A 26,492-nucleotide genomic window follows, 5' to 3' on the forward strand; every position below is an offset into this window, starting at 1 on the left:
GCCAACGACCTGCGTAGCCTCCAAAACAGCGGCATTCCGCCACACGCCTTGACGCGATACCGCCGGTACCCGCTAACCTACCGGTTGGTTGAGGCCGCGACGAAGGGAGCCTGCGTGACCTCCTCTTCTCCCGCGCCCGGTCCGGTTCGCATCGGCAACTGCTCGGGGTTCTACGGCGACCGGCTCGCGGCGATGCGGGAGATGCTCACCGGCGGTGACCTCGACTACGTCACCGGCGACTACCTCGCCGAGCTGACCATGCTGATCCTGGCCCGTGACCGCGCGAAAGACCCCGGTCGCGGCTATGCCAAGACGTTTCTGACCCAGCTCGAGGACTGCCTCGGCCTGGCGCTCGACCGGGGCGTGCGCATCGTCGCCAACGCCGGCGGCCTCAACCCGGCGGGCCTGGCCGACGCCGTGCGCGGGCTCGCCGAGCGGCTCGGGCTGACCGTGAAGGTGGCCCACGTCGAGGGGGACGACCTGCTCGCGCGCTCCGGCGAGTTCGGCTTCGGCGCCCCGCTGGCGGCCAACGCCTACCTCGGCGCGTGGGGCATCGTCGACTGCCTCGACGCCGGCGCCGACGTCGTCGTCACCGGGCGGGTGACCGACGCGTCGGTGATCGTCGGGCCCGCCGCTGCACACCACGGCTGGGCCCGCACGGACTACGACCGGCTGGCCGGCGCGGTCGTCGCCGGCCACATCATCGAGTGCGGCACCCAGGCCACCGGCGGCAACTACTCCTTCTTCGCCCGGGATTTCCCCGATCTGACGGCCCTGACCCACCCCGGCTTCCCGCTCGCCGAGATCCACGCCGACGGCTCGTCGGTGATCACCAAACACCCCGGTACCGGCGGCGCGGTCACGCAAGACACCGTCACCGCGCAACTGCTCTACGAGATCGGCGGCGCCCGCTACGCCAATCCGGACGCCACGCTGCGCGTCGACACCGTCGAGTTGTCTGACGACGGACCGGACCGGGTGCGGATCAGCGGCGTGCGCGGCGAGCCGCCGCCACCGACGTTGAAGGTGTCGCTCAACAGCATCGGCGGGTTCCGCAACGAGATGGCGCTGGTGCTCACCGGCCTGGACATCGAGGCCAAGGCCGAGCTGGTGCGACACCAGCTGGAGGCCGCCCTGACGGTCAAGCCGGCCGAGCTGGTGTGGACGCTGGCGCGCACCGATCATCCGGACGCCGACACCGAGGAAGCCGCGAGCGCACTGCTGCGCTGCGTGGTACGCGATCCCGATCCGGCCAACGTCGGACGGCAGTTCTCTTCGGCGGCAGTGGAATTGGCGTTGGCCAGCTACCCCGGCTTCCACGCCACCAGTCCGCCAGGTCAGGGTCAGGTGTACGGAGTCTTCAAGCCGGCGTTCGTCCCGGCGACCGAGGTACCGCATGTGGCCGTGCGCCCCGACGGCAGCCGGGTGGACATCGCGCCCGCCGCGCAGACACTGGCTCTCGAACCCGTCCCGCCGTTCGCGCTGCCCGAGCCGTTACCGTTCGGCGAGACCCGGCGGGTGCCGCTCGGTGCCATCGCGGGTGCCCGCAGCGGCGACAAGGGCGGCAGCGCGAACATCGGCGTCTGGGTGCGCACGAACGAGCAGTGGCGCTGGCTGGCGAACACGCTGACCGTCCACAGGCTGCGTGAATTGCTGCCGGAGACAGCGGACCTGCCGGTCACACGACATGTGCTGCCCAACCTTCGGGCGGTCAACTTCGTCGTCGAGGACATCCTCGGCGACGGCGTCGCCTATCAGGCGCGGTTCGATCCCCAGGCCAAGGGCTTGGGCGAATGGCTGCGCAGCAGGACAATCGAGATACCCGAGGAGCTATTGCCATGAGCATCTGGCACACCCCCGAACGCGAGCAACTGCGAAAGACGGTGCGCGCGTTCGTCGAACGCGAGGTGCTTCCACACGTAGACGAGTGGGAGCGCTCCGGCGAATTGCCTCGCGAACTGCATCGCAAGGCCGGCGACGCCGGTCTGCTGAGCGCGCCGTACCCCGAGGCCGTGGGCGGCGGGGGTGGCGACGGCGCCGATGCGGTGGTGATCTGCGAGGAGATGCACTACGCCGGCGCCCCGGGCGGGGTGTTCGCGTCGCTGTTCACCTGCGGGATCGCGGTGCCGCACATGATCGCCTCGGGCGATCAGCGGTTGATCGACACCTACGTACGGCCGACGCTGACCGGCGAGAAGATCGGCTCGCTGGCGATCACCGAACCCGGCGGCGGCTCGGACGTCGGCCACCTGACCACCAAAGCGGTGCGCGACGGTGGCGATTTCATCGTCAACGGCGCCAAGACCTACATCACCTCCGGAGTGCGGGCCGACTACGTGGTGACCGCGGTACGCACCGGCGGTCCGGGCGCGGGAGGTGTCTCGCTGATCGTCGTGGATAAAGACGGACGCGGCTGCTCACCTGGTCTTCAAGTCACCCGCAAGCTCGACAAGATGGGCTGGCGCTCCTCGGACACCGCCGAACTGTCCTACACCGACGTGCGGGTGCCCGCGGCCAACCTGATCGGCGCGGAGAACAGCGGCTTCCTGCAGATCGCCGGGGCGTTCGTCTCCGAGCGGGTGGGCCTTGCGACGCAGGCGTATTCGAGCGCGCAGCGCTGCCTGGACCTGACCGTCGAGTGGTGCCGCAACCGCGAGACCTTCGGCAAGCCGCTGATCTCTCGGCAGTCCGTGCAGAACACGCTGGCCGAGATGGCCCGTCGCATCGACGTCGCACGGGTGTACACCCGTCACATCGTGGAGCGGCAACTGCTGGGCGAGAGCAACCTGATCGCCGAGGTCTGCTTCGCCAAGAACACCGCCGTGGAGGCCGGGGAGTGGGTGGCCCACCAGGCCGTGCAACTGTTCGGCGGCATGGGTTACATGGCCGAGTCAGAGGTCGAGCGCCAGTACCGCGACATGCGCATCATCGGGATCGGCGGCGGCACCACCGAGATCCTCACCTCGCTGGCGGCCAAGACGATGGGATTCCAGTGACGACACTGCGTTCCACGCTCGACCCGGCATCGACGGGTTACGGCGAGGCGGCCGCGGTGATTTCGGCCAAGATCGCCGAACTCGAGACCGAGCACGCCAAGGCGCTGGCCGGTGGTGGCCCGAAATACGTTGCACGCCATCATGATCGCGGCAAGCTCACCGCGCGAGAGCGCATCGAGTTGCTGCTCGACCCCGACTCGCCGTTCCTGGAGTTGAGCCCGCTCGCCGCGTGGGGCAGCGACTTCACCGTCGGGGCCAGCGTGGTGACCGGCATCGGTGCGGTCGAGGGTGTCGAATGCCTGATCGTCGCCAACGACCCGACGGTCAAGGGCGGCACCAGCAACCCGTGGACGCTGAAGAAGATCCTGCGTGCCAACCAGATCGCATGGGAGAACCGGCTGCCGGTGATCTCGCTGGTGGAGTCCGGCGGCGCGGACCTGCCGACGCAGAAAGAGATCTTCATCCCCGGCGGCCGGATGTTCCGCGACCTGACCCGGCTGTCGGCGGCGGGCATTCCCACCATCGCGCTGGTGTTCGGCAACTCCACCGCGGGCGGCGCCTACATCCCCGGCATGTCCGACCACGTCGTGATGATCAAGGAACGCTCCAAGGTATTCCTGGCCGGACCGCCGCTGGTGAAGATGGCCACCGGCGAGGAGGCCGACGACGAGTCGCTGGGTGGAGCCGAGATGCACGCCCGCACATCCGGTCTGGCCGACTACTTCGCCGTCGACGAAGCCGATGCCGTGCGGATCGGGCGCCGCATCGTGGCCCGGCTGAACTGGCGCAAGCAGGGACCGGCCCCCGCGCCGGTCACCGAACCGCGCTACGACGCCGAGGAACTGCTCGGCATCGTGCCCGCCGACCTGCGCATCCCGTTCGATCCCCGCGACGTCATCGCCCGCGTGGTGGACGGCTCGGAGTTCGACGAGTTCAAGCCGATGTACGGCTCGTCGCTGGTGACCGGTTGGGCGACGTTGTACGGCTATCCCATCGGCATCCTGGCCAACGCCCGCGGTGTGCTGTTCAGCGAGGAGTCGCAGAAGGCCACCCAGTTCATCCAGCTGGCCAACCGTTCCGACACGCCGTTGTTGTTCCTGCACAACACCACCGGGTACATGGTCGGCCGCAAATACGAGAAGGGCGGGATGATCAAGCACGGCTCGATGATGATCAACGCCGTCTCGAACTCGACCGTCCCGCACATCTCGCTGCTGATCGGCGCCTCCTACGGCGCGGGCCACTACGGCATGTGCGGCCGCGCATACGATCCGCGGTTCCTGTTCGCATGGCCCAGCGCCAAGTCGGCGGTGATGGGCGGCACCCAGTTGGCAGGCGTTCTGTCGATCGTGAGCCGCGCCGCCGCCGAGGCCCGCGGCCAGCAGGTCGACGAGGACGCCGATGCCGCCCTGCGTGCGGCGGTCGAGGCGCAGATCGACGCGGAGTCCCTGCCGATGTTCCTGTCCGGCCGGCTCTACGACGACGGGGTCATCGACCCCCGCGACACCCGTACCGTGCTGGGAATGTGCCTGTCCGCCATCGCCAATGGCCCGATCGAGGGGACGTCGAACTTCGGCGTCTTCCGGATGTGAGGAGCACAATGGCCGAAACTGAAGTTATGCAGGCCAGTTCCCGGTTTCTTCCTGCACAACTTCAGACTCGGCGCGGGAGAGGGACATGATCACGCGAGTTCTGGTGGCCAACCGCGGTGAGATCGCCCGCCGCGTGTTCGCGACGTGTCGGCGGCTGGGCATCGGCACCGTCGCGGTCTACACCGACCCCGATGAGCGCTCGCCCCACGTCGGCGAGGCCGACGCGCGGGTGCGCCTGCAGGGCCGCAACGGATATCTCGACGCCGGCCAGCTGATCGCCGCGGCGAAGGCGTCGGGTGCCGACGCGATCCATCCCGGCTACGGGTTCCTCTCGGAGAACGCCGAATTCGCGGGCGCGGTGATCGACGCCGGGCTGACGTGGGTGGGGCCGCCGGTCGCGGCGGTGGCCGCGATGGGCTCGAAGATCGAGGCCAAGAAGATGATGGCCGCCGCGGGTGTGCCGGTGCTCGACGAACTCGACCCCGACGCCGTCACCGAGGACCAGCTGCCGGTGCTGATCAAGGCGTCCGCGGGCGGCGGCGGCCGCGGCATGCGCGTGGTGCGCGACCTCGCCGATCTCCCCGGCCAGGTCGAGGCGGCCCGCCGCGAGGCACAGTCGGCCTTCGGCGATCCGACGGTGTTCTGCGAGCGCTACCTGGCGACCGGCCATCATGTCGAGGTGCAGGTGCTCGCCGACCAGCACGGCACCGTCTGGGCGGTCGGCGAACGCGAGTGCTCGATCCAGCGGCGCCACCAGAAGATCATCGAGGAAGCCCCGTCTCCGCTCGTCGAACGGACGGCGGGCATGCGCGCCAAGCTGTTCGACGCCGCACGGTTGGCCGCCACCGCGATCGACTACACGGGTGCGGGGACCGTCGAGTTCATGGCTTCACCTGATGGGCCAGACGCCGGCTCCTTCTTCTTCCTCGAGATGAACACGCGGCTGCAGGTCGAGCACCCCGTCACCGAGGAGACCACCGGGCTGGATCTCGTCGAACTGCAACTGCTGGTCGCCGACGGTGGCCGCCTCGACCCCGAAGCGCCGCCGTCGCGGGGCTACTCGATCGAGGCGCGCATCTACGCCGAGGATCCGGCCAAGGGCTGGCAGCCGCAGGCCGGCACCGTGCACCGGTTCGACGTTCCGCCGAATGTTCGCGTCGACTCCGGCGTCGTCGCCGGCTCGGTTGTGTCGATCTTCTACGACCCCATGCTGGCCAAGGTGATCTCCTTCGCGCCCGACCGCCGCCGGGCCGCGCTCGTCCTCGCCGACGCGCTGGCCCGCACCCGCATCCACGGGGTCCGCACCAACCGCGACCTGTTGGTCAACGTGCTGCGCCATCCCGCCTTCCTCGACGGCGCCACCGACACCGCGTTCTTCGACACCCACGGTCTGACCGAGTTGGCCGCACCGCTGACCGATGACCGCGCGGTCGCCCTGTCCGCGGTGGCCGCGGCCCTGGCCGATGCGAGCCAGAACCGTTCCAGCGCAACGGTCTTCGCGGCCGCGCCCAGCGGCTGGCGCAACCTGGCCTCGGGCTACCAGACCAAGTGCTACGCCGACGGAGCGGGCACCGAGCACGAGGTGCGCTACCGGTTCACCCGCGCCGGCCTGGACCTGCCCGGTCAGGACGACGTCTCGCTGGTAACCGCCACGCCGACGCAGGTGGTGCTGGCTGTCGATGGTGTGGACCGGCCGTTCGACGTCGCGCGCTACGCCGACACCGTGTTCGTCGACTCGCCGCTGGGCCCGGTGCAGCTCACCGCGCTGCCGCGCTTCGGCGACCCGAGCGCCGCGGTCGCTCACGGCTCGCTGCTCGCGCCGATGCCCGGTTCGGTCCTGCGCATCGCCGCGGCGGTGGGCGACACCGTCGCCGCCGGCCAACCGCTGGTGTGGCTGGAGGCGATGAAGATGGAGCACACCGTGACCGCGCCCAGCGACGGCGTGCTCACCGAACTGAACGTCGAGACCGGCCAGCAGGTCGACGCCGGCGCCATACTCGCCCGAGTGGAAAGCACAGAAGGAGCCCGCGAATGACCGCGTGCAGTTTCGTCGAGACCGAAGAGCAGCAGGCGCTGCGCAAGGCCGTGGCCGCGATGTCGGCCGAGTACGGCCAGGACTACTACCTGGAGAAGGCCCGCGCCGGGCAGCACACCGACGAGTTGTGGAGCGAGGCAGGCAAACTCGGCTTCATCGGGGTGAACCTGCCCGAGGAGTTCGGCGGCGGCGGCGCGGGCATGTACGAGCTGTCGCTGGTGATGGAGGAGATGTCGGCCGCCGGCTGCCCGCTGCTGCTGATGGTGGTCTCCCCCGCCATCAACGGCACGATCATCGCCAAGTTCGGCACCGAGGACCAGAAGAAGCACTGGCTGCCGGGCATCGCCGACGGCTCGATCACGATGGCGTTCGCGATCACCGAACCCGATGCGGGGTCCAACAGCCACCGCATCACCACCACCGCACGCCGCGACGGCAGCGACTGGATCCTGTCCGGTCAGAAGGTCTACATCTCCGGTGTCGACCAGGCGCAGGCCGTGCTCGTCGTCGGACGCACCGAAGACCATAAGACGGGCAACCTCAAGCCGGCGCTGTTCATCGTGCCGACCGACACCAGGGGTCTGAGCTGGACGAAGATCGAGATGGAACTGGTCAGCCCGGAGAACCAGTTCCAGGTGTTCCTCGACGAAGTGCGGTTGCCCGCCGACGCACTGGTCGGCTCCGAGGACGCCGCGATCGCGCAGTTGTTCGCGGGCCTGAACCCCGAACGGATCATGGGTGCGGCGAGCGCCGTCGGCATGGGCCGGTTCGCGATCAACAAGGCCGTCGACTACGTCAAGACGCGGCAGGTGTGGAAGACGCCGATCGGTGCGCACCAGGGGCTGTCACATCCGTTGGCGCAGAACCACATCGAGATCGAGTTGGCCAAGCTGATGATGCAGAAGGCGGCGTCGCTCTACGACATGGGAGACGACGTCGGCGCCGCCGAGGCCGCCAACATGGCCAAGTACGCCGCCGGTGAGGCGTCGGTGCGCGCGGTCGACCAGGCCGTGCAGTCGCTCGGCGGCAACGGGCTGACCAAGGAGTACGGCATCGCCGCCGCGGTGGTCGCCTCGAAGCTGGCCCGCATCGCGCCGGTCAGCCGGGAGATGATCCTCAACTTCGTCGCCCAGACCTCGCTCGGCCTGCCCAGGTCGTACTGATGAGCACACTGGTCCGGTACGCGGTCGACGGGCCGGTCGCCCGCCTCACGCTCGACTCGCCGCACAACCGCAACGCGCTGTCGACCGCGTTGGTGGACCAACTGCACCAGGGCTTCACCGACGCGGTGGCCGAGCGCGGCGTGCGGGCCGTCGTGCTCGATCACACCGGCGGAACATTCTGCGCCGGGGCCGATCTCGGTGAGGCGGCCGGCCGCGACCCGGGCGAACTGGCCGTCGACCGGGCCCGCGAGATGACCCGGCTGCTGCGGCGCATCCTCGAGTTGCCGATCCCGGTGATCGGCGCCGTCGACGGGCATGTCCGCGCCGGCGGACTCGGCCTGGTCGGCGCGTGCGACATCGTGGTGGCCGGGCGGGCGAGCACCTTTGCGCTCACCGAGGCGCGCATCGGGGTGGCGCCGTCGATCATCTCGCTGACGCTGCTGCCGAAGATGACCGCCCGCGCGGCGGGCCGGTACTTCGTCACCGGCGAGAAGTTCGGCGCGGCGCAGGCGGCCGAGATCGGGCTGATCAGCATCGCCTCCGACGACGTCGAGGCCGAGATCGCGACGCTGGCCGCAGCGATCGCCAAGGCCTCACCGCAGGGCCTGGCGGCCTCCAAGGCGCTGACCACGACGTCGATCCTCGAGGCGTTCGACCGTCACGCCGAGGCGCTGACCAAGCAGTCGGCCGAGCTGTTCGTCTCCGAGGAGGCGCGCGAAGGCATGCTCGCCTTCCTCGAGAAGCGCCGGCCCCGCTGGGTGGGCTGATGCCGCGCGAGGTTCTTCTCACCGGGGCGACCGGCACGCTCGGCTCCCGGGTGCTGCCCGCCGCCCTGGCCGCCGGGCACCGGGTGCGTGCGCTGAGCCGGCGGGACCGCTCGGACGACTCGGGGGTGCGCTGGCATCGCGGCGACCTGCTCGCCGGCACCGGCGTCGATGCGGCCGTCGACGGCGTGGACGTCGTCGTCAACTGCGCCACACAGCCCACCGGCGACAAGGACGTCACCGCGATGGGCAACCTCGTGACGGCCGCGCGCCGCGCCGGCGTCGGCCACATCGTGCACGTGTCGATCGTCGGCATCGACCGGATCCCGCTGCCCTACTACCGGACCAAGTTGCGCGTCGAGCAGCTGTTGCACGACTCGGGTGTCGGGCACACCGTGCAGCGCGCCACCCAGTTCCACGATTTGATCCTCACCAGCTTCACCGCGCAGCGGTACTCGCCGGTGCTGTGGACGCTGCGCGGCGTGCGGTTCCAGCCGATCGACACCGCCGACGTCGCCACACGGCTGATCGCCCTCGTCGACGCCGAGCCGGGCGGCAGGGTGCCCGACATCGGCGGCCCCGCGGTGCATTCGCACGCCGAGTTGGCGCGCATGTTTCTCACCGCCCGCGGCAGCCGTCGCAGGGTGGTCGACGTGCCGGTGCCGGGCCGCATCGCCGCGGCGTTCCGCTCCGGGTCCAACCTCACCGCGGATTGCGCATTCGGCGCCGTCGGCTTTGCCGAATTCCTCTCGGCCGCAGATAAAGTTTGACGGTCTACATGCTTCGCCGTGATCGGTCAGGCCACAGTTTGGCCAACGTACTTGCATGTGCCACGGTTCGCCGTAGGCTCGTAAACGATGAGCACTCCAGCGTCGCGAAACGGTTCGATGCGTGCTGCTGACACCGATCGGATTCAGGTGGCGCAGTTGCTCACTGATGCCGCCGCCCAGGGGCGTCTGCAGCTCACTGAGTACGAGGACCGTCTGACCAGGGCATATGCCGCCCAGACCTACGACGAACTCGACCGGCTGTCGGCCGATCTGTTGGGCGCGGTCACCCGCGGCAGGGGCGGTGGCCCGTGTCATCCCGCTCCGTCGACGCTGCTGCTGGCGATCATGAGCGGCTTCGAGCGCCGCGGCCGGTGGAACGTGCCGAGGCGGATGACGACGTTCGCGCTGTTCGGCGGAGGCGTCCTCGATTTGCGGTACGCCGACTTCACCTCACCGGAGGTGGAGATCCACTCGTACTCGATCTTCGGCGGGCAGACCATCCTGGTGCCACCGGAGGTCAACGTCGACCTGCGTGGCGTCGGGGTGATGGGCACCTTCGACCACAGTGTGCAGGGCGAGGGTTCGCCCGGTGCGCCGTGTGTGTGCATCCGCGGGTTCGCGCTGTGGGGCAGCGTCGGCGTCAAGCGCAAGAAGCGCAAGGCGGGCTAGCGCAGCCGTCCGCTCTTCGCGCAAGCGCTCATCGCCTGCGGGCGCCGTTCCGGAACGCCGGTCTTGACGTCGACGACGAGGCCGACGACGCCGACCACGATCGCCAGCGACGACACCACGAGCAGCGTGGGATCAGTCCCGCCGGTCAGCGCCCCGCCGAGAACGACCAGGGCGACCGTGCCGGGCAGCACCCCGACGACCGTGGCTATCAGGTAGGGCAACAGCCTCACCGCCGAGAGCCCGGAGCCGAAGCTCACGAGCGAGAACGGAAGCGGCGAGATCAGCCGCAGCGACCCGACGGCGAGCCAGCCGCGGTGGGCAAGACGACGTTCCACAGCGGCCAGCGCCGGGTGGGTGAGCCGCGCGGCGACCGCGTCGCGTCCGATCATGCGGGCGAGACCGAAGGCCAGCGCCGCGCTCACCGCGGTGGCGGAGACGGCGACGGCGATGCCCATGGCCGGGCCGAACAAGAGCCCCGCGCTGAGCGTGAACGGAACCCGCGGCAAGACGACGGTGGCCAGCGCATGGGCGACGAAGAACACAATCGGCAACCACAGACCCGTGGTCTGGGCCCAGGCACGGATCTGCTCGACCTCCGGAGTGGGGACCACCAGCGCGACCGCCACGACCACCGCGAGGAACACGGCGGTGCCGATCAATCTCTGCCTCATGGTGGTGCGGTCAGCGCGCCGCGGGGCGGGGGGCGGGCTGGAACAGTTCGACGAAGTTGCCTGCCGGGTCGGACAACAGGACCTGTTGTCCGCCAGGGCCGCTGAGGATGTCGTTGCGGAACGTGACACCGGCGTCCCCGAGCCGCGCAACTTCGGCGGCGATGTCGTCGACGACGAGTTGGATGCGATTCCAGCCGCCGGGCTCCGGGGTCACGCCGTCGGGCATCGGACGCCCCGCGGAGCTCGTCGGCCCGGCCAGCAGCAGCTGCAACCGGCCGCGTACCACGGCCGCGAATGCGGGTGCGGCGTCGAAATCCACGGTGAAGCCCAGGTGGGTGGTGTAGAAGTCGACGGCGGCCCGCACATCGTCGACGAGGTAGCGAACGCGGGCGAGTTCGGTCGGCGCAGTTGTCGTCATAGCCAGTTCTCCTTTTCGTTGTTAGAGCGGCAGGAACCCGATACGGGTATCGAGTTCTCTTGCGACGCTTCGGAACTCCGGATACGTCGCGCGGTCGTCGGGTCCGGCGGCGGACGGATCCGACAGGCTCCAATGGGTCGTGGCGGCCGATCCGTGGTCGCGAGGGACCTCGCGGATCTTGTCGCACAACGTGATCACGTGATCGAAGCGCCGCCCGGCCACGGCGTCCAGAGGCTGCGGCCGCCAGGGCTTGAGGTCGATGCCGTAGTCCTCACGCAAGACCCGCAGCGCGTTCGGATGCAACTCCGGTTTGGGATGACTGCCCGCGCTGGCGACATCGACCCGGCCACCGCTGCGGTCGCGCAGCAGCGCCTCCGCAATCGGGGAACGCGCACTGTTACCCGTGCACAGGAACAGCACCGAGCGGCCGCTCGGCCACCCGCGGCCCGTCGGCATCAACGCCGGGTGCAGGGCGGTGGCAGCCTCGCCGAACGCGGTCGCACAGCGAGCAAGATCGAGATGGTAGTAGGTGTCGCGGCCGTCGAAGCTGCTGCGACGCATCGTCACCAGCCCGGCCTTGCGCAACAGCCCCAGGTGGTAGGACACCAGGTTCTGCGGCTCGTCGACGGCCGCGACCAATTCGCGCACGCGGCGGTCGCTGGACGCCAGTTCGGTCATCAGCGCCCAGCGCAGCGGGTGCGCGGCCATCCGCATGACCAGGGGAACCGTCGGGCCGTCGACCATGACCCGAACAATACATCAAACAGAGTTGATGCATCAATCCTATTTGATGGAATTACCGCCTGCGCCGGGACCGCAGGTAGTCGCCGACCACCGCGGCGCCCAACCCGTCGAGATCGGGCACCACGACCCGGCCCTCGACGCGGCGGGCGACCTGGTCGATGAACCGCGCCAGCCCGGGGTCGTTGCCCAGCCGGAAGATCGTCACCTGCGCGTCGAGTGCGGCGACCTCGTCGAATCCCTTGACCGTGTGGGCAATGGTCCGCGGGTGCGGCGGGTAGTCAAAAAAGACAGCAGAACCGCGGTCGTCGTTCGCGTCTCCCTCCAGGTGTGCGGTCGGCTCGCCATCGGTGACGACCAGAACCACCGGCTGGGCGTTGGGGTGCCGACGCAGGTGCCGCGCCGCCAACGCCAATGCGTGGTGCAGGTTGGTGCCCTGCTCGTAGACCCCTTCGAGCCCGGTGAGCTCGGCGGCGGTCACGGTGCGCGCGTAGCGGCCGAACGCGATGATCTGCAGCGCATCCGAGCGGAACCGCGTGCTGACGAGATGGTTGAGCGCCAGCGCGGTGCGTTTCATCGGCAGCCACCGGTTCTCCATCACCATCGAGAACGACGTGTCCACCAGCAGCGCCACCGCCGCCTGGGTGCGCGTCTCGGTCTCGGAGACCTCGACGTCCTCGACGGTGATCCGCACCGGCATGTCCGCCACCCCAGTGCCCGCGCGGCGCAGCACCGCGTTGGTCAGCGTGCGCGTCACGTTCCACGGTTCGGTGTCGCCGAACGCCCACGGTCGCGTCGCACCGGTCAGCTCACCGGCCGCACCGGCGCGGCGGGTGTCGCGCTCACCGCGTCGCCCCGAAAGCTGTTGTGCCACATCACGTAGCGCGGTCTGGCCGAGCTGACGCATCGCCTTCGGGGAGAGCCGCCACTGCCCGTCGGAGCCGCGATCGAGGAAGCCCTGGTCCATCAGCGCGCGTTCCAGCTCCGCGAGTGTGCGCGCGTCGACGGCGGCGTCGTCACCGAGTTGGCGGGCCAGCATCTCGAGGTCGACGTCCTCCATCGTCGCGCCGGCGTAGCTCTGTGACAGCGCTTCGGCGAGCTCTTCGAGTTCGGCGATGTCGGCCATCGCCTGGGTGCCCTCGCCCATGCCGAGCGGGTTGTCGCCGGAGAAGCGCGACGAGCCCGACCAATCCTCGCCCGGTCGCGCGGACTGCAGGTGGGCGTCGAGCCGGTTGAGCGCGTTCATCAGCGACGGCGAGCCGAACGCCTGCTGCGCCAACGCATCGAGCTCCGCGCGCTGGTCCGCCGACAGGCTGTTGCGGAACCGCTGCGCCGCGGCCGCACGTTGGGCCAGCGAGTCGAGCAGCTCGTCGATGTTGCGCGGGTTCTCCGGGAAGAACTCGCCGTGCTTGTTCATGAAGTTTTGAAAATCTTCCGGGGAATCCTGTCCTTTTGCGTGCTTGTCGAGCAGGTCGTTGAGGTCGTCGAGCATCTCGTTGACGCGCTGGCGGTCCTCGTCGGTGGCGTTCTCCAACGCCTGCTTCATCCCCGCGAACCGCTGGTCGAGCATCTCGCGGCCGAGCAGATCCTTGATCTGCTCGTACTTTTCGCGGGCCTCCGGCGATCGCCAGTCGTAGTCCGAGAGCTCCTGCACGGCCTTGGCGGGTGACGGCGGCAGCGACTCGATGCGCATCTCGTTGAACCGGGCGTCGTCGTCGAGCGCGCGGGCGAGTTCCTTGCGCTCGGCCAGCACCGCCTCGTCGAGCAGCTCCTTGATCTCGGCCAACGTGCCGTCGAGGTTGTTGCGAGCCAGCAGTTCCCGACGACGGCGGTTGGCCTCGGCGGCGAGCCGGTCGGCACCGCGCATGTTCTCGGTGCCGCGGCGCAGCATCTCGGACAACGCACGCCGCGGCGAGCTGCCCTCCATCACGTCCTGGCCGATCTGCTCCAGGGCCTCACGCAGGTCGATCGGCGGCGCCAGCGGGTCGGGCCCACCGGTGTACCGCGAGTACCGCGACAACCGTTTAGCCATAGACGGTTTCGCCTTCGCCGGACACCTTGTCGATGCGCTTGGCCAGATACAGCGCCTCGAGCGCCAGCTCGACGGCCGCCGCGCGCTGGCCGTCACTCGTCGCGCCGAGCCGCCTCTGGATCTCGGCGATCGCGGGCACCTCCGGCACGGCGGTCAGCACGTCGCGCGCCGACACCCGCTCGCCGGTGGTGACCGCCGAACCGTTCTCGATCGCCACCACGAGCGGTCCGACGTCGATGCCGCCGAGTAGCCGTTGCGCGGTGTCGGCGGTGGCCCGCCGCAGCAGGTGCTCGAGCACCGCCTGTTCGCGGCCCTCCTCGCCGGACTCGAATTCGAGCTTGCCGCGCAGCACGTCGACCACGCTCGACAGGTCGACGACGCGCGCCACCGGATCCTGTTCGCCGAGGACCGCCGAGCGGTGCCGCGCGGCGGCGGCGGCGGTCTCGGCGGCGGCGATCGCGAAGCGCGCCGAGACGCCGGAGCGCTGGTCGATCGAACGCGACTCGCGCAGGTATCGGGCGAACCGCGCGAGCACATGCAGCAGGTAGCCGGGCACCTCGGCGGCCAGGTGCGACTCCTGTTTGATAACGCCGACCTCGGCCTCGAGCTCGAGCGGGTAGTGCGTGCGGATCTCGGCGCCGAACCGGTCCTTGAGCGGGGTGATGATGCGGCCGCGGTTGGTGTAGTCCTCGGGGTTGGCGCTGGCGACGACGAGCACGTCGAGCGGCAGCCGCAGCGTGTAGCCCCGGACCTGGATGTCGCGCTCCTCCATCACGTTGAGCATCGACACCTGGATGCGCTCGGCGAGGTCGGGCAGCTCGTTGACCGCGACGATGCCGCGATGCGCCCGCGGGATCAGGCCGTAGGCGATGGTCTCCGGGTCGCCGAGGCTGCGCCCCTCGGCCACCTTGATCGGGTCGATGTCGCCGACGAGGTCGGCCACGCTGGTGTCCGGGGTGGCGAGCTTCTCGGTGTAGCGCTCGCTGCGGTGCCGCCACGCCACGGGGAGGTCGTCGCCACTGTCGGCGGCGCGGCGGATCGACTCGGGGGTGATCGGGCTGTACGGGTGCTCGCCCAGCTCGGAGCCGGCGATGACCGGCGTCCACTCGTCGAGCAGGCCGGTCAGCGCGCGCAGCAGTCGCGTCTTGCCCTGCCCGCGCTCGCCGAGCAACACCACGTCGTGGCCCGCGATCAGCGCGCGCTCGAGCTGCGGGATGACGGTGTCCTCGAAGCCCAGAATGCCGGGCCAAGCATCGCGGCCCTCGGCCAGCGCGGCGAGCAGGTTCTCCCGGATCTCTTCCTTGACGCCCCGCTCGCGATGACCGGAGGCTCTCAGCTCGCCGACGGTCCGAGGCAGATCTTGAGGTGCAGTCACCACTCCACGCTACGACTGCCGTCGAACCGCGGCAGCGGTTACCCTCTGCGCGAACATGACGTCACAATCCCGACATGCCCGCGAGTGTGGACTTCTGGCACGCCTGCGGCTGATTCGCGTGCCTCAAGTCCACACTCGCCGGGCGTTGAGCTGCGCGACGCGCGCGTCGAGCCGGACGTTGCCATTGTCGGGCCGGCCCGCCGTCCGCATCGCATCCAGAACTCGAGCCAGAACCACCGCGGGCCGGTAGCGCAGCAGGTCACGGCTCACTCGGACGATGATCCACCCCTCTGCTGCCAACTCCGCGAGCCGGTCGATGTCACGCGCCCGCTGGGCGGGATCGGTCCAATGTTGGGGACCGTCGTATTCCACCGCGACCTTCCATTGCGGCCAGCCCATGTCGAGCCGTGCGATGAATCGACCAAAGCGGTCGCACACCACGAGCTGGGTCGTCGGCGGCGGAAAGCCTGCCGCAACAAGGAGCAATCGTGTCCGCGATTCCTGGGGCGACTCGGCACCACCGTCCATGAGGCGCAGCACAGCCCGCAGCTGAACGGACCCGCGGGCGCCGCGGTGTCGATGAGCGACAGCCTCGATGTCGGCGGGCTTGAGATCGGTGGCGCGCGCGAGCGCGTCGACGTGGACCACGGCCCGCACCACCTGCCCCCGCCTGCCGAGGTCGAACGCCGTACGCGCCGGAGTGCTCGTCGAGATTCCCTTGACGCGGCACACCTCGTCGTCGGCGAGCGTTGCGCGGTGCACGACGATGCCGTCAGCCGTCACCGCCTCCGCGCGGATCAACTCGGCGGGGGCGTCGGCGTCGACCCAACGCGAACCGTGCAACGCCGCCGCTGAAAGCCCCGCCACCGTGGCGGCGCGCCCCGACCACAGCCACGCCGCGACGGCCCTCGCCGCCGCCGTCATCTCGAAGTCCTTCGGCGCATACACGTTGCGGTAGAGCATGTCGTAATCGCGGCGCAGCGCCCGCTTGCTCACGCGGCCGGCCGCCCGCGCTTCAGTGCCGATGAACGGCCGGTCGAGCTCCCCCATGCGCCGACGCTGACACCGTCGTCCGACATGAATCGGCGAGTGTGGACTTGAGTCACGCCGATCTGTGGATAGCGTGCCTCAAGTCCACGCTCGCGCCAGAACGCTAGTGCGCGAAGTGCCGCGCTCCGGTCAGGTACAAGGTGATGCCCGCCTTGGCGGCGGCTTCGGTGACCTGCTCGTCGCGCACCGAGCCGCCGGGGTGCACGATCGCCTTCACGCCCGCCTCGGTCAGCGCCTCCAGCCCGTCCGGGAATGGGAAGAACGCGTCTGAGGCCGCGACCGCTCCGCGCACCCGGTCGCCGGCGCGCTGCACGGCCAGCCGCGCCGCATCGACGCGGTTGACCTGACCCATGCCGACGCCGACGGTCGCGCCGTCGGCGGCGACGACGATCGCGTTCGACTTCACCGCCCGGCAGGCCTTCCACGCGAACTTCAGATCCGACAGGGTCGCCGGGTCGGCCGGTTCCCCGGTGGCCAGCGTCCAGGCGACGGGATCGTCGCCCGCAGCGGTGAACTCGTCGCGCTGCTGAAGTAGCAACCCGCCGCTGATCTGGCGGAACTCGGTGCCACCCGGCTGCGGTTCGGAGGCCACCAGCACGCGGATGTTCTTCTTGCGCGCCAGCACTTCCACCGCGCCCGGCTCGTAGGCCGGTGCGATGATCACCTCGGTGAAGATGTCGGCGACGGTTTCGGCCATCTCGACACTCACCGTGGTGTTGGCCGCGATCACGCCGCCGAATGCCGACAGCGGATCGCACTCGTGCGCCTTGCGATGCGCGTCGGCCACCGACACCGAGGAGATCGCGATGCCGCACGGGTTGGCGTGCTTGATGATCGCCACGCAGATCTCGCTGTGGTCGAACGCGGCCCGCCACGCCGCGTCGGCGTCGGTGTAGTTGTTGTAGGACATCTCTTTTCCGTGCAGCTGCTCGGCCTGTGCCAGGCCGGGCCACGCGGCGTCGTTGCGGTACAGCGCCGCCTGCTGGTGCGGGTTCTCGCCGTAGCGCAGCACCGAGTCGCGCCGCCAGGTGGCACCGAGCCACGCCGGCAACGGCGCCGAGGCGGCGTCCTGCTCCGGCGTCAGCACGGAGCCCATCCACGACGCCACCGCGACGTCGTACTCCGCGGTGTGCCGGAATGCCAGCGCCGCCAGCTTCTTCCGCTCGTCGAGCGTGAAGCCGCCCGCGCGCACCGCGGCCAGCACACCGTCGTAACCAAGCGGGTCGACCACCACCGCGACGCTGGGGTGGTTCTTGGCGGCGGCGCGCACCATCGACGGGCCACCGATGTCGATCTGCTCGACGCACTCGTCGATGCTCGCTCCGGAGTCGACGGTCTCGGTGAAGGGGTAGAGGTTCACCACGACGAGTTCGAACGGGGCGATCTCGAGCTTCTGCAGGGCCTGCATGTGGGCGGGCAGGCGGGTGTCGGCGAGCAACCCGGCGTGGATGTGCGGGTGCAGGGTCTTCACCCGGCCGTCGAGAATCTCCGGGAAACCGGTCACGAACTCCACCGGCGTCACCGGAATGCCTTGATCGGCAATGGTTCTCGCCGTCGATCCGGTCGACACGATGTCGACGCCTGCCTCGTGCAGGCCACGCGCCAGCGGGATGAGCCCGGTCTTGTCGTACACGCTGATCAGCGCACGCCGGATCGGCCGTTTGCCAGTCATCCTATGGTTGCCTTTCGTCCCGTCCAGGTCACGCCGCGAAGCGCCACCGCGGCCAATACATCTACCAGCAGCCGCCGTTCGACGACCTTGATGCGCTCGTGCAGGGTGGCCTCGTCGTCGTCGTCGAACACCGGCACGGCCTCCTGGGCCAGCAGCGGCCCGGTGTCCGTCCCGGCGTCGACCAGATGCACGCTGCAACCCGTCACCTTGACGCCGTAGGCGAGCGCATCGGGCACCGCATGTGCGCCCGGGAAGGCCGGCAGCAACGCCGGATGGGTGTTGATGATCCGGCCCATGAACCGCGAAAGAAAATGCGGTCCAAGGATTTTCATGAAGCCAGCGGAGACGATGAGGTCAGGCTGATGTGCTGCGGTGGCCTCGGTCATCGCGGCGTCCCACGCCTCGCGGTCGGGGTGCTCGCGCAACCGTACCGTGTAGGACGGCACCGACGCGGCCGCGGCGATGTCGACGGCCGGGCAGTCGCGATCCACCCCCACCGCGACGATCGACGCGGGGTACTCACTTCCGGTGGCGTCGAGCAGCGAGCGCAGCAGCGAACCCGCGCCGGAGGCCAGCACCACCACCCGTGCAGGCACCTTCGGGGGCACACGGAGGGGTTGCTGCACGCCTGGCAGCCTAACGGGTGGCGCCCGCAGGGCCGTCGTCGTCCGCGACGAAGTGGTCCTCGGGGTCGTCGAGCGGGTCGGGGGCCGGGTCCGGTCCGCTCTCGACGACGGGGTCGGCATCGACGGCGGCCACGACGGGCTCGGGTTCCACGTCGGCGGGCGCCACGTCGGGTTGCGGTTCGACGACGGGCTTCGGCGCCCGCGGCTTGCGCGCGATGCCTCCGGACATCGCGACCGTGAGCCCGCCGATGCCGGCGAACCACAGGAAGACCGCCGGGCCGAAGGTGGCTTGGTCCACTCCGACGTCACCGAAGTTGCCCAGCCGACCGCCCCCCGCGTAGCCGAGCACCACCATCGTCAGCGCCGCCAGCGCCGCCGCGACCGCCAGCTTGCCCAGCGCGGCGGGCAGCGGGAGCGGCCGTCGCGCACACTGCTGGCCCACCGCCACACCCGAGGCCGCCGCGACGATCAGCAGCGCCACCCACACCGGGCCCAGCGGCGGCGACGGCACCGCCGCCAGCACCGGCAGCGCCGGGATGTCGCCGCCGAAGACCGTGAACGAGCTGAACGTGGCCAGCCCGATGTGGGCGCTCGACCCGACGGCAACGGCGGCGGTGCCGACCACGACGTTGGGGAGGTAGAGCACCGACAGCACCATCAGGCTGAGCTGGCCGAACATCGAGTCGGTGATCGAGAACAGGTCGTGCATCGTCGACCAGTGCACGACCATCGAGCCTGCCATCACCACACCGGACAGCCCGGCCAGCGCCAGCACGCCGGCCGCGGCGGCGCGGATCGCGTCGGGCAGCCACGCGGGCAGCGAGGTCGCGGCCAGCACCCGGCTGCCGACCCGTGACCCGACGCCCACCGCAGCGCCGGCCGCGTGCACGGCCAGCACGCTGCCGAAGGCGCGCGAGGCGTTGGGTGTCTGCAGTTCGGTGAGGACCGACGCGGCGTCGTGGACGACGGCCAGCGCTATCGCCGCGATCAGCAGCGGGCCCCCGAGCGCCGACGCGACCACCCAGCGGATGACGAACCACGAGCCCTGCGGTGAGGTCGCCGCGGCCGTCGTGCGGGCGGTGCCCCACACCATCGCGAGCACGGGCAGCAGGGGCATCACGCCGAGCTCGGCCCCGCCGATGGACACCGGCACCAGATGCACGCCCAGCCACATGCTCGCGACCGCGCCCAGCGCGCCGGTCATGTCGCTGTTGGCGATCAGCAGCTGAAGCAGCACCACGGCCGCGATGACGACCAACGCCACCACTGACGGCCCGAACGCGACCCGAAGCAGTTCGCGCGCCTGGCGGGTGCCGACTGGCCGTGGTTCCACTGGTTGGACCGCTCCTCGCGCAAACTCACGCGTGCGACGGTGACGCACGCGCGGCTCAGACTACTGGCCTCGGCTCAGGAAGGCGTCGGGCCTGACTGCGAGGAAGACGAGCCCTGCGCCGGAACCTGAGTCGTCGGCGCCGTGCTCGACGGCGGCTGGCCGTAGGTGGGGAACCCGGTCGGCGGGGTCGGCGGGCCGGCCTGCGGCTGACCGGACTGCTGCTGGCCCGGCTGGTAACCGCCGGTCGACGGCCCCGGCTGGTACCCGCCGGGATAGGTGGACGGGTATCCCGGGCGCTGCGGCTGGCCCTGCTGCGGACCGCCGTGATGCTGGCCCGGCTGGCCGTAGTAGGGGCCGGGCGCGCCGTACTGACCGTAGGACTGCTCGTACTTCGGCCGCGGGACGGGCGGGGTGATGACGCCCGAGTCGAACAGCATCACCGCCACCGCGGCGATCGCCTGGAACAGGGTGAGCGCGATGATCAGGTAGAGGCCCCAGTCGATGGTCGCGCCGCTGGGCTTGTTGAGGATCTCGGCGACCACCAACAGGAAGGCGGCGACCGCCAGCACCGCGATCACCGCCGTGGTGATTCTCTGCCTCGGCAGCAGGCTGGCTCCCGCGAACAGGCCCGCCAGAAGCGATGCGCCGACCGCGAGAACCAGTCCGAACGAGCTGCCGCTGATGCTGCCCAGGCCGGGGAAGTCGGACGCCGAGATGGTGAACAGCGGCGCGAAGCTCGAGAGGTACACGGCCAGGCCCAGCACGGCCACCGCGGCCGCCAGGTACACCGGCAGCTTGCTCGCGCCGTCGGCGGAAGACGGTCCGGGCTCGGCGACCTTGCCGAACTGCTGAGTGGGCGCGGAGAACTGATTGGACGGCTGCTGTGCGGGCGGGTATCCGGGGCTACCGGGCGGGTAGGTCATGACCTCTCCTGTGCTTCGGCGGGATAGAACCACGCTAGCGCACGGTCGATCGCGCCGAGACCGGCACGGGCCCGCCCGCGAATCCCGCTCCGACTCCGCGATTTCGCATACCAGGGCCAGCAACGCCGCTTGCCCTTCTGACTAGAACACGTTCTAATTCCAGGCATGGATTACGGGCTCGTACTGTTCACGAGCGATCGCGGCATCACGCCCGCGGCCGCCGCCAAGCTGGCCGACGATCACGGCTTCACCACGTTCTACGTGCCCGAGCACACGCACATCCCGATCAAGCGCCAGGCCGCCCACCCGACGACCGGCGACGAGTCGCTGCCCGACGACCGCTACATGCGCACCCTGGACCCGTGGGTCAGCCTGGGCACGGCGGCCGCGGTGACGTCGCGGGTGCGGCTGTCGACGGCCGTCGCGCTGCCGGTCGAACACGACCCCATCACGCTGGCCAAGTCGATCGCGACGCTGGACCACCTCTCCGGCGGCCGGGTCAGCCTGGGCGTCGGGTTCGGCTGGAACACCGACGAGCTGGCCGACCACAGCGTGCCGCCGGGGCGGCGGCGCACCATGCTGCGCGAGTACCTCGAGGCCATGCGTTCGCTGTGGACCGAAGATGAAGCCTCCTACGAGGGCGAGTTCGTCAACTTCGGCCCGAGCTGGGCGTGGCCGAAGCCGGTGCAGGCGCACATCCCGGTGCTCGTCGGCGCCGCGGGCACCGAGAAGAACTTCAAGTGGATCGCGCGGTCCGCTGACGGCTGGATCACCACGCCGCGCGACTTCGACATCGACGCCCCGGTCAAGCTGCTGCAGGACACCTGGGCCGGCGCCGGTCGCGACGGCGCCCCGCAGATCGTCGCGCTGGATTTAAAGCCGGACCCCGAAAAGCTGTCTCGCTGGGCGGATCTCGGTGTCACCGAGGTGCTGTTCGGGCTGCCCGACAAGTCTGCCGACGAGGTTTCGGCCTATGTGGAGCGGCTCGCGGGCAAGCTGGCCGCTTTGGTCTGATCGACGGCTCGCCGCCGTCGTCTAGGGTCGGCCGAAGCCCGCCTCGCCCAGCACCCGCTGCCCCGTCTCGCCGGTCACCAGGTCGACGAATCGTCTTGCGGCGCCTGGGTTTTCGGACTGCTCGAGCACGGCTACCGGATACGTGTTGACCGCATCGGCGGCTTCTGCGAACGGCACGGCGGTGACCTTGTCGCCCGCTCCCCTGGCATCGGTGACGTAGACGACGCCGGCGTCAGCCTGCCCGCTGCTGACCTTGTTGAGGACGTCGGTGACCGACGATTCCTCGCTGACCGGCGTCACGTCCACACCAGCGGCCTGCTCCACTCGCTGCGTCGCCGCCCCGCACGGAACCTGCGGTGCGCACAGCACGACGCTGAGACCCGGTCGGGTCAGGTCCCGAAAGTCAGTGATGCTCTTCGGGTTTCCAGGTGCGACCGCGATGGTCAGGGTATTGGACGCGAACGCGACGGGAGCGCCGGCCAGCAGTCCGGCCTGCGCGGCCTTGTCCATGTTCGTGGTGTCGGCCGAGGCGAACACGTCGGCCCGCGCGCCCTGCGTCAACTGGGTCACCAGATCGGCGGACCCGGCGAACGAGAACTCCACCGCGGCGCCGGGATCGTCCTTCTCGAACTGGACACCGAGTTCGGTGAACGTGCCCTTCAGCGACGCCGCCGCGAACACGACGATGGTGTCGTGCGCCGGTTCGGGACCGCACCCGGCCAGGACCAAGAGCAGCGCCGCGGCGAGCGCCCGCCTCACGCCAGGCTCGCGCGGTTGACCTTCCCGTCGCGGCGCACGGTGATCGCCGCGCCGAGCGGATCGCCGTCGGACATCAGCGCGACGAGGTCCTCATTCTCGGAGATGGCCATGAACCGCGAGTTGTCCGCGTCGGACCGGCCGATGATGACGCCGGTGCGCGCCGGCCAGTCGTAGCGCACCGAGTAGGTCTCGATGGTTCCGCGGCCCTCGGGCCACTCGGTGACCGGCACCTTCGGCAGCGCGGCGACCTCGGCGTTCAACTCGACCCCGCGGTCCGTGCGCCACTCGGCGGGCCGCGTCGAGTAGATACCGACCGAGTACTTGCTCATCGTTCCGCCGTTGGCGCCGACGAACCCGAATTGCCCTGTCTCCTCACGCATCTTGACGACCGTCTCGGCGACGGCGTGCAGCGAGTAGCTGTTGCCCGGTCCGCCGAAGTACGGCAGTCCGCCGGTCACGGTCAGGCCACGCGGGTCGTCGCCGGCGATGCCCAACGCCTCGCAGACGACGAAGACCGGGAACGGAAAGCAGCTGTAGAGGTCGAAAGTCGCGACGTCGTCGACGCCGATCTGCGCCACGCGCAGTGCTTCTCGCGCGGCATGCACCGCCGCGGGGCTCGCACCCAGATCCGCGCGGTCCAGCAGGCCCTGTTCGGTCATGTCGCAGTGCCCGTGCAGGTACACCCACTTGTCCTCGGGCACACCGAGTCTGCGTGCTGCCTCGACCGACATGAGCACCACCGCGGCACCCTGGTTGACCTGGTCGCGAGCGACCAGCAACCTCGGATACGGGTCACAGATCATCCGGTTGTCGTCGGTGACAGTGACGATCTCGTCGACGGAGCGCTCGACCGGTGACGACGAGAACGGGTTCTTCGCAGCGACTTTCGACATCGGCGCGAACAGCTCTGCCATCGCCCGGCGGTACTCGGCGACACCCGAACCGAGCCGGGCGCGACGGGCGTTGTCGAGCAGGCCGTACTGGACGGCCGCGCCGGTGAGCCCGTGATTGGCGGTGTACTCGGTGAAGTACTGATGGATCTGGTGCCCGCGGTCCTCGAGCTGGCCGTCGACATGCTCGGTGAAATCGGGCTTGGGGTCACGGTTGGCGAAGTAGCGCGCCGTCGACCCCGGTTCGGAGCCGATGATCATCGCCACGTCGCACTCGCCCGTCGCGATGCCGTTGCCGGCCTCGGTGACCAGTTTCTGCGGGCCCTGACCGCCGACCGGTTCCAGCACGACACGGGCCGGGTCGCCACCCACCCGCCGCATCACCGAGCGCGGGTAGTTGTTTGACTTGCCCAGCGTCGCGGGCATCGGGCCGGAGATCTCGAACTGACGCAGCCCGTAAACGGTGTCGATGGCCGTGGCGACCGCGTCGGCGTCGGCCCCGGTGTCGGCAAGTGCCGCGCGAACCGCCTCCGTCGCAAGATCCACCGCCGACATGCCGCGGTAGTCGGCGTCGTCGATGCGTTCGGTGAACTGGCCGACACCGACGATGACCGGGGTCCGGGGATCGACACCCATTACTGGCCCTTTCTATGCCGAGCAGACACAAATGTCCCCGACACGCCGACCGTGTGGGGACATCTGCGTCTGCTCGCGGGAAAAGTGGGCTACAGGCTCTGCAGGATCTCGCGGGCCAGGCGCGCGGTCTCCGACGGCGTCTTGCCGACCTTGACGCCCGCGGCTTCGAGCGCCTCCTTCTTGGCCTGCGCGGTGCCCGACGAGCCCGACACGATCGCGCCGGCGTGGCCCATCGTCTTGCCTTCCGGGGCGGTGAAGCCCGCGACGTAGCCGACGACCGGCTTGGACACGTTGGCCTTGATGTAGTCGGCGGCACGCTCCTCGGCGTCGCCGCCGATCTCGCCGATCATCACGATGACCTTGGTGTCGGGGTCCTTCTCGAACGCCTCGATCGCATCGATGTGCGTGGTGCCGATGACCGGGTCACCGCCGATGCCGATGGAGGTGGAGAAACCGAAGTCCCGCAGCTCGAACATCATCTGGTAGGTCAGCGTGCCCGACTTCGACACCAGGCCGACCGGTCCGGGGCCGCTGATGTTGGCCGGGGTGATGCCGGCCAGCGCCTCGCCCGGCGTGATGATGCCCGGGCAGTTGGGGCCGATGATGCGGGTCTTGTGCCCCTTCTCGATGTTGTAGGCCCACGCATATGCGGTGTCCTGCACCGGAATTCCCTCGGTGATGACGACCAGCAGCGGGATCTCGGCGTCGATGGCCTCGATGATCGCGTCCTTGGCGAACTTCGGGGGCACGAACACCACCGACACGTCCGCGCCGGTCTCCTTCATCGCCTCGGCGACGCTGCCGAACACCGGCAGCTCGACGCTCTGGCCGTCTTTGTCGACGTGCGACACCGTCGTGCCGGCCTTGCGCGCGTTGACGCCGCCGACCAGCTGGGTGCCTGCCTTGAGCATGAGCGCCGTGTGTTTGGTCCCCTCACCGCCGGTGATGCCCTGGACGATGACCTTGGAATCTTTGTTCAGAAATATGGACATGGGTCAGGTTTCCTTTGAGTCTCAGGCGCCTGCGGCCAGTTCGGCGGCTTTGTCCGCGGCTTCGTCCATCGTGCCCACCTCGGTCACCAGCGGGTGGTTCGCTTCGGCCAGGATCCGCCTGCCCTCCTCGACGTTGTTGCCGTCCAGTCGCACGACGAGCGGCTTGTTGGCCTCGTCGCCGAGGATCTTCAGCGCGTTGACGATGCCGTTGGCGACCGCGTCGCAGGCGGTGATGCCGCCGAACACGTTGACGAACACGCTCTTGACCTGGCTGTCGTGCAGGATCACGTCGAGGCCGGCGGCCATCACCTCGGCGGACGCGCCACCACCGATGTCGAGGAAGTTGGCGGGCTTCACGCCGCCGTGCTTCTCGCCGGCGTAGGCGACCACGTCCAGCGTCGACATCACCAGGCCCGCGCCGTTGCCGATGATGCCGACCGAACCGTCGAGCTTGACGTAGTTGAGGTCGTGCTCCTTGGCCTTGAGCTCCAGCGGGTCGGTGGCGTCGCGGTCCTCGAACTCGGCGTGCTCGGGATGGCGGAAGTCGGCGTTGCCGTCGAGCGTGACCTTGCCGTCCAGCGCGAGGATCTGGTCGTCGGGGGTACGCACCAGCGGGTTGACCTCGACCAGCGTGGCGTCCTCGCCGACGAACACCTCCCACAGCTTGGCGATGGTCACCGCGGCGGCGTCGAGCACCTCCTCGGGCAGGTGGCCCTTCTCGGCGATCTCGCGGGCGAACGCCTCGTCGACGCCCTTGGTGGCGTCGACGGGCACCTTGGCGAGCCGGTCCGGCTTGGTCGCGGCGACCTCTTCGATCTCCATGCCGCCCTCGACCGAGCACATCGCCAGATACGTGCGGTTGGCGCGGTCGAGCAGGAACGAGATGTAGTACTCCTCGGCGATGTCGCTGGCCTCGGACACCAGCAGCTTCTTGACGATGTGGCCCTTGATGTCGAGGCCGAGGATGTTCTGCGCGTGGGTGAACGCGTCGTCGGCGGTGGCCGCGTACTTCACGCCGCCGGCCTTGCCGCGGCCGCCGGTCTTCACCTGTGCCTTGACCATGACCGGCTTGCCGATCTCCTCGGCGATCGCCTTGGCGTCCTCGGCGGTGGTGGTTACTCGACCGGGTGTGGTCGGGACGTTGTGCTTGGCGAACAGTTCTTTCGCCTGGTACTCGAATAAATCCATGGGCTTTGAAACATCCCTGTCTCTAGCGCGTTGTCTGCGAGGGTTTTGGGCCTGTGGCTCGGGGGAACTTTATCCACACGCACAGAAATCGTTGACACCGCCCACCGCCCATGTGGTAGATCTCACCGCCGGCCGCTAGTGATAGAAGTCACAATCTCCGGCGGAATACGTCTACGGGTTGCA

General features: G+C 69.5%; 23 protein-coding genes. 9 read left to right on the forward strand and 14 right to left on the reverse strand.

The window, feature by feature from the left end:
* The first annotated feature begins 114 nt into the window (after positions 1–114).
* The 8 genes from ABGB19_RS06500 (at position 115) to ABGB19_RS06535 (ending at position 9,989) form a co-directional block, all read left to right on the forward strand.
* Complete coding sequence (locus ABGB19_RS06500) at positions 115–1,842, forward strand: acyclic terpene utilization AtuA family protein (RefSeq protein WP_347685063.1); 1,728 nt, start codon at positions 115–117, stop codon at positions 1,840–1,842.
* The gene (locus tag ABGB19_RS06505; RefSeq protein WP_347685064.1) at positions 1,839–2,996 is read left to right on the forward strand and encodes an acyl-CoA dehydrogenase family protein; all 1,158 of its coding nucleotides are present in this window, start codon (positions 1,839–1,841) and stop codon (positions 2,994–2,996) included. Before ABGB19_RS06500 ends, ABGB19_RS06505 begins: the two co-directional genes overlap by 4 nt.
* Positions 2,993–4,588: a carboxyl transferase domain-containing protein gene (locus ABGB19_RS06510; RefSeq protein WP_347685065.1), complete on the forward strand. Its 1,596-nt coding sequence runs from the start codon at positions 2,993–2,995 to the stop codon at positions 4,586–4,588. The genes ABGB19_RS06505 and ABGB19_RS06510 overlap by 4 nt, the downstream gene beginning before the upstream one ends.
* 85 nt (positions 4,589–4,673) lie before the next feature.
* Positions 4,674–6,623, forward strand: a complete 1,950-nt coding sequence (locus ABGB19_RS06515) for a biotin carboxylase N-terminal domain-containing protein (RefSeq protein ID WP_347685066.1) — start codon at positions 4,674–4,676, stop codon at positions 6,621–6,623.
* Positions 6,620–7,786: an acyl-CoA dehydrogenase gene (locus ABGB19_RS06520; protein WP_347685067.1), complete on the forward strand. Its 1,167-nt coding sequence runs from the start codon at positions 6,620–6,622 to the stop codon at positions 7,784–7,786. The genes ABGB19_RS06515 and ABGB19_RS06520 overlap by 4 nt, the downstream gene beginning before the upstream one ends.
* The gene (locus ABGB19_RS06525; protein WP_347685068.1) at positions 7,786–8,553 is read left to right on the forward strand and encodes an enoyl-CoA hydratase family protein; all 768 of its coding nucleotides are present in this window, start codon (positions 7,786–7,788) and stop codon (positions 8,551–8,553) included. The genes ABGB19_RS06520 and ABGB19_RS06525 overlap by 1 nt, the downstream gene beginning before the upstream one ends.
* Complete coding sequence (locus ABGB19_RS06530) at positions 8,553–9,320, forward strand: NAD(P)H-binding protein (RefSeq protein WP_347685069.1); 768 nt, start codon at positions 8,553–8,555, stop codon at positions 9,318–9,320. Before ABGB19_RS06525 ends, ABGB19_RS06530 begins: the two co-directional genes overlap by 1 nt.
* Positions 9,321–9,407: 87 nt before the next feature.
* Positions 9,408–9,989 carry a DUF1707 domain-containing protein gene (locus ABGB19_RS06535; protein ID WP_347685070.1) on the forward strand — a complete coding sequence of 194 codons (582 nt, stop codon included), beginning with the start codon at positions 9,408–9,410 and terminating at the stop codon, positions 9,987–9,989.
* Here ABGB19_RS06535 and ABGB19_RS06540 read toward each other — a convergent pair.
* The 10 genes from ABGB19_RS06540 to ABGB19_RS06585 all read right to left on the reverse strand — a co-directional run bounded on the left by ABGB19_RS06540 (position 9,986) and on the right by ABGB19_RS06585 (position 20,830).
* A complete protein-coding gene (locus ABGB19_RS06540) occupies positions 9,986–10,660 on the reverse strand; it encodes a TVP38/TMEM64 family protein (protein ID WP_347685071.1) in 675 nt (224 codons plus the stop codon). The two genes, ABGB19_RS06535 and ABGB19_RS06540, sit on opposite strands and share 4 nt — an antisense overlap.
* A 10-nt stretch (positions 10,661–10,670) precedes the next feature.
* Positions 10,671–11,078, reverse strand: coding sequence for a VOC family protein (locus ABGB19_RS06545; protein ID WP_347685072.1), 408 nt, complete (start codon positions 11,076–11,078; stop codon positions 10,671–10,673).
* Between the two features lie 21 nt (positions 11,079–11,099).
* Positions 11,100–11,822, reverse strand: coding sequence for an ArsR family transcriptional regulator (locus tag ABGB19_RS06550; protein WP_347685073.1), 723 nt, complete (start codon positions 11,820–11,822; stop codon positions 11,100–11,102).
* 52 nt (positions 11,823–11,874) lie between these two features.
* The gene (locus ABGB19_RS06555; protein ID WP_347685074.1) at positions 11,875–13,851 is read right to left on the reverse strand and encodes a VWA domain-containing protein; all 1,977 of its coding nucleotides are present in this window, start codon (positions 13,849–13,851) and stop codon (positions 11,875–11,877) included.
* On the reverse strand, positions 13,844–15,226 hold the full coding sequence (locus ABGB19_RS06560; protein WP_347685075.1) for a sigma 54-interacting transcriptional regulator: 1,383 nt from the start codon (positions 15,224–15,226) through the stop codon (positions 13,844–13,846). Before ABGB19_RS06560 ends, ABGB19_RS06555 begins: the two co-directional genes overlap by 8 nt.
* A gap of 123 nt (positions 15,227–15,349) precedes the next feature.
* Positions 15,350–16,276: a DUF559 domain-containing protein gene (locus tag ABGB19_RS06565; protein ID WP_347685076.1), complete on the reverse strand. Its 927-nt coding sequence runs from the start codon at positions 16,274–16,276 to the stop codon at positions 15,350–15,352.
* 103 nt (positions 16,277–16,379) lie between these two features.
* The gene (purH, locus tag ABGB19_RS06570; RefSeq protein ID WP_347685077.1) at positions 16,380–17,948 is read right to left on the reverse strand and encodes a bifunctional phosphoribosylaminoimidazolecarboxamide formyltransferase/IMP cyclohydrolase; all 1,569 of its coding nucleotides are present in this window, start codon (positions 17,946–17,948) and stop codon (positions 16,380–16,382) included.
* The gene (gene purN, locus ABGB19_RS06575; RefSeq protein ID WP_347685078.1) at positions 17,945–18,574 is read right to left on the reverse strand and encodes a phosphoribosylglycinamide formyltransferase; all 630 of its coding nucleotides are present in this window, start codon (positions 18,572–18,574) and stop codon (positions 17,945–17,947) included. The genes purH and purN overlap by 4 nt, the downstream gene beginning before the upstream one ends.
* 10 nt (positions 18,575–18,584) lie before the next feature.
* Positions 18,585–19,907 carry a DUF6350 family protein gene (locus ABGB19_RS06580; protein WP_347685079.1) on the reverse strand — a complete coding sequence of 441 codons (1,323 nt, stop codon included), beginning with the start codon at positions 19,905–19,907 and terminating at the stop codon, positions 18,585–18,587.
* A 74-nt stretch (positions 19,908–19,981) separates the two neighbouring features.
* Entirely contained in the window at positions 19,982–20,830 is an 849-nt protein-coding gene (locus ABGB19_RS06585) for a DUF5336 domain-containing protein (RefSeq protein ID WP_347685080.1), read from the reverse strand.
* 165 nt (positions 20,831–20,995) lie between these two features.
* Between ABGB19_RS06585 and ABGB19_RS06590 the strand changes: the two genes are divergently transcribed.
* On the forward strand, positions 20,996–21,844 hold the full coding sequence (locus ABGB19_RS06590) for an LLM class F420-dependent oxidoreductase (RefSeq protein WP_347685081.1): 849 nt from the start codon (positions 20,996–20,998) through the stop codon (positions 21,842–21,844).
* Between the two features lie 21 nt (positions 21,845–21,865).
* Here the strand turns inward: ABGB19_RS06590 and modA are convergent, their stop codons facing one another.
* From modA to sucC, 4 genes are all read right to left on the reverse strand, one after another.
* A complete protein-coding gene (gene modA, locus ABGB19_RS06595; RefSeq protein WP_347685644.1) occupies positions 21,866–22,579 on the reverse strand; it encodes a molybdate ABC transporter substrate-binding protein in 714 nt (237 codons plus the stop codon).
* Between the two features lie 20 nt (positions 22,580–22,599).
* Positions 22,600–24,129 (reverse strand): acetyl-CoA acetyltransferase, encoded by a 1,530-nt coding sequence (locus ABGB19_RS06600; RefSeq protein WP_347685082.1) that lies wholly within the window; start codon positions 24,127–24,129, stop codon positions 22,600–22,602.
* Positions 24,130–24,218: 89 nt separating this feature from the next.
* The gene (sucD, locus tag ABGB19_RS06605) at positions 24,219–25,121 is read right to left on the reverse strand and encodes a succinate--CoA ligase subunit alpha (protein WP_347685083.1); all 903 of its coding nucleotides are present in this window, start codon (positions 25,119–25,121) and stop codon (positions 24,219–24,221) included.
* Positions 25,122–25,142: 21 nt separating this feature from the next.
* Positions 25,143–26,309, reverse strand: coding sequence for an ADP-forming succinate--CoA ligase subunit beta (gene sucC / locus ABGB19_RS06610; RefSeq protein ID WP_347685084.1), 1,167 nt, complete (start codon positions 26,307–26,309; stop codon positions 25,143–25,145).
* Positions 26,310–26,492 lie beyond the last annotated feature (183 nt).

The sequence above is a fragment of the Mycobacterium sp. B14F4 genome (assembly GCF_039871645.1).
Classification (GTDB): Bacteria; Actinomycetota; Actinomycetes; order Mycobacteriales; family Mycobacteriaceae; genus Mycobacterium.

What these genes read in the sequence shown, in the direction of transcription:
- ABGB19_RS06505 (WP_347685064.1), top strand. Translation starts at nt 1,839, where the DNA reads ATGAGCATCTGGCACACCCCCGAACGCGAGCAACTGCGAAAGACGGTG.
- ABGB19_RS06515 (WP_347685066.1), top strand. Translation starts at nt 4,674, where the DNA reads ATGATCACGCGAGTTCTGGTGGCCAACCGCGGTGAGATCGCCCGCCGC.
- ABGB19_RS06520 (WP_347685067.1), top strand. Translation starts at nt 6,620, where the DNA reads ATGACCGCGTGCAGTTTCGTCGAGACCGAAGAGCAGCAGGCGCTGCGC.
- ABGB19_RS06525 (WP_347685068.1), top strand. Translation starts at nt 7,786, where the DNA reads ATGAGCACACTGGTCCGGTACGCGGTCGACGGGCCGGTCGCCCGCCTC.
- ABGB19_RS06530 (WP_347685069.1), top strand. Translation starts at nt 8,553, where the DNA reads ATGCCGCGCGAGGTTCTTCTCACCGGGGCGACCGGCACGCTCGGCTCC.
- ABGB19_RS06535 (WP_347685070.1), top strand. Translation starts at nt 9,408, where the DNA reads ATGAGCACTCCAGCGTCGCGAAACGGTTCGATGCGTGCTGCTGACACC.
- ABGB19_RS06540 (WP_347685071.1), bottom strand. Translation starts at nt 10,660, where the DNA reads ATGAGGCAGAGATTGATCGGCACCGCCGTGTTCCTCGCGGTGGTCGTG.
- ABGB19_RS06545 (WP_347685072.1), bottom strand. Translation starts at nt 11,078, where the DNA reads ATGACGACAACTGCGCCGACCGAACTCGCCCGCGTTCGCTACCTCGTC.
- ABGB19_RS06550 (WP_347685073.1), bottom strand. Translation starts at nt 11,822, where the DNA reads ATGGTCGACGGCCCGACGGTTCCCCTGGTCATGCGGATGGCCGCGCAC.
- ABGB19_RS06555 (WP_347685074.1), bottom strand. Translation starts at nt 13,851, where the DNA reads ATGGCTAAACGGTTGTCGCGGTACTCGCGGTACACCGGTGGGCCCGAC.
- ABGB19_RS06565 (WP_347685076.1), bottom strand. Translation starts at nt 16,276, where the DNA reads ATGGGGGAGCTCGACCGGCCGTTCATCGGCACTGAAGCGCGGGCGGCC.
- purH (WP_347685077.1), bottom strand. Translation starts at nt 17,948, where the DNA reads ATGACTGGCAAACGGCCGATCCGGCGTGCGCTGATCAGCGTGTACGAC.
- ABGB19_RS06585 (WP_347685080.1), bottom strand. Translation starts at nt 20,830, where the DNA reads ATGACCTACCCGCCCGGTAGCCCCGGATACCCGCCCGCACAGCAGCCG.
- ABGB19_RS06590 (WP_347685081.1), top strand. Translation starts at nt 20,996, where the DNA reads ATGGATTACGGGCTCGTACTGTTCACGAGCGATCGCGGCATCACGCCC.
- ABGB19_RS06600 (WP_347685082.1), bottom strand. Translation starts at nt 24,129, where the DNA reads ATGGGTGTCGATCCCCGGACCCCGGTCATCGTCGGTGTCGGCCAGTTC.
- sucD (WP_347685083.1), bottom strand. Translation starts at nt 25,121, where the DNA reads ATGTCCATATTTCTGAACAAAGATTCCAAGGTCATCGTCCAGGGCATC.
- sucC (WP_347685084.1), bottom strand. Translation starts at nt 26,309, where the DNA reads ATGGATTTATTCGAGTACCAGGCGAAAGAACTGTTCGCCAAGCACAAC.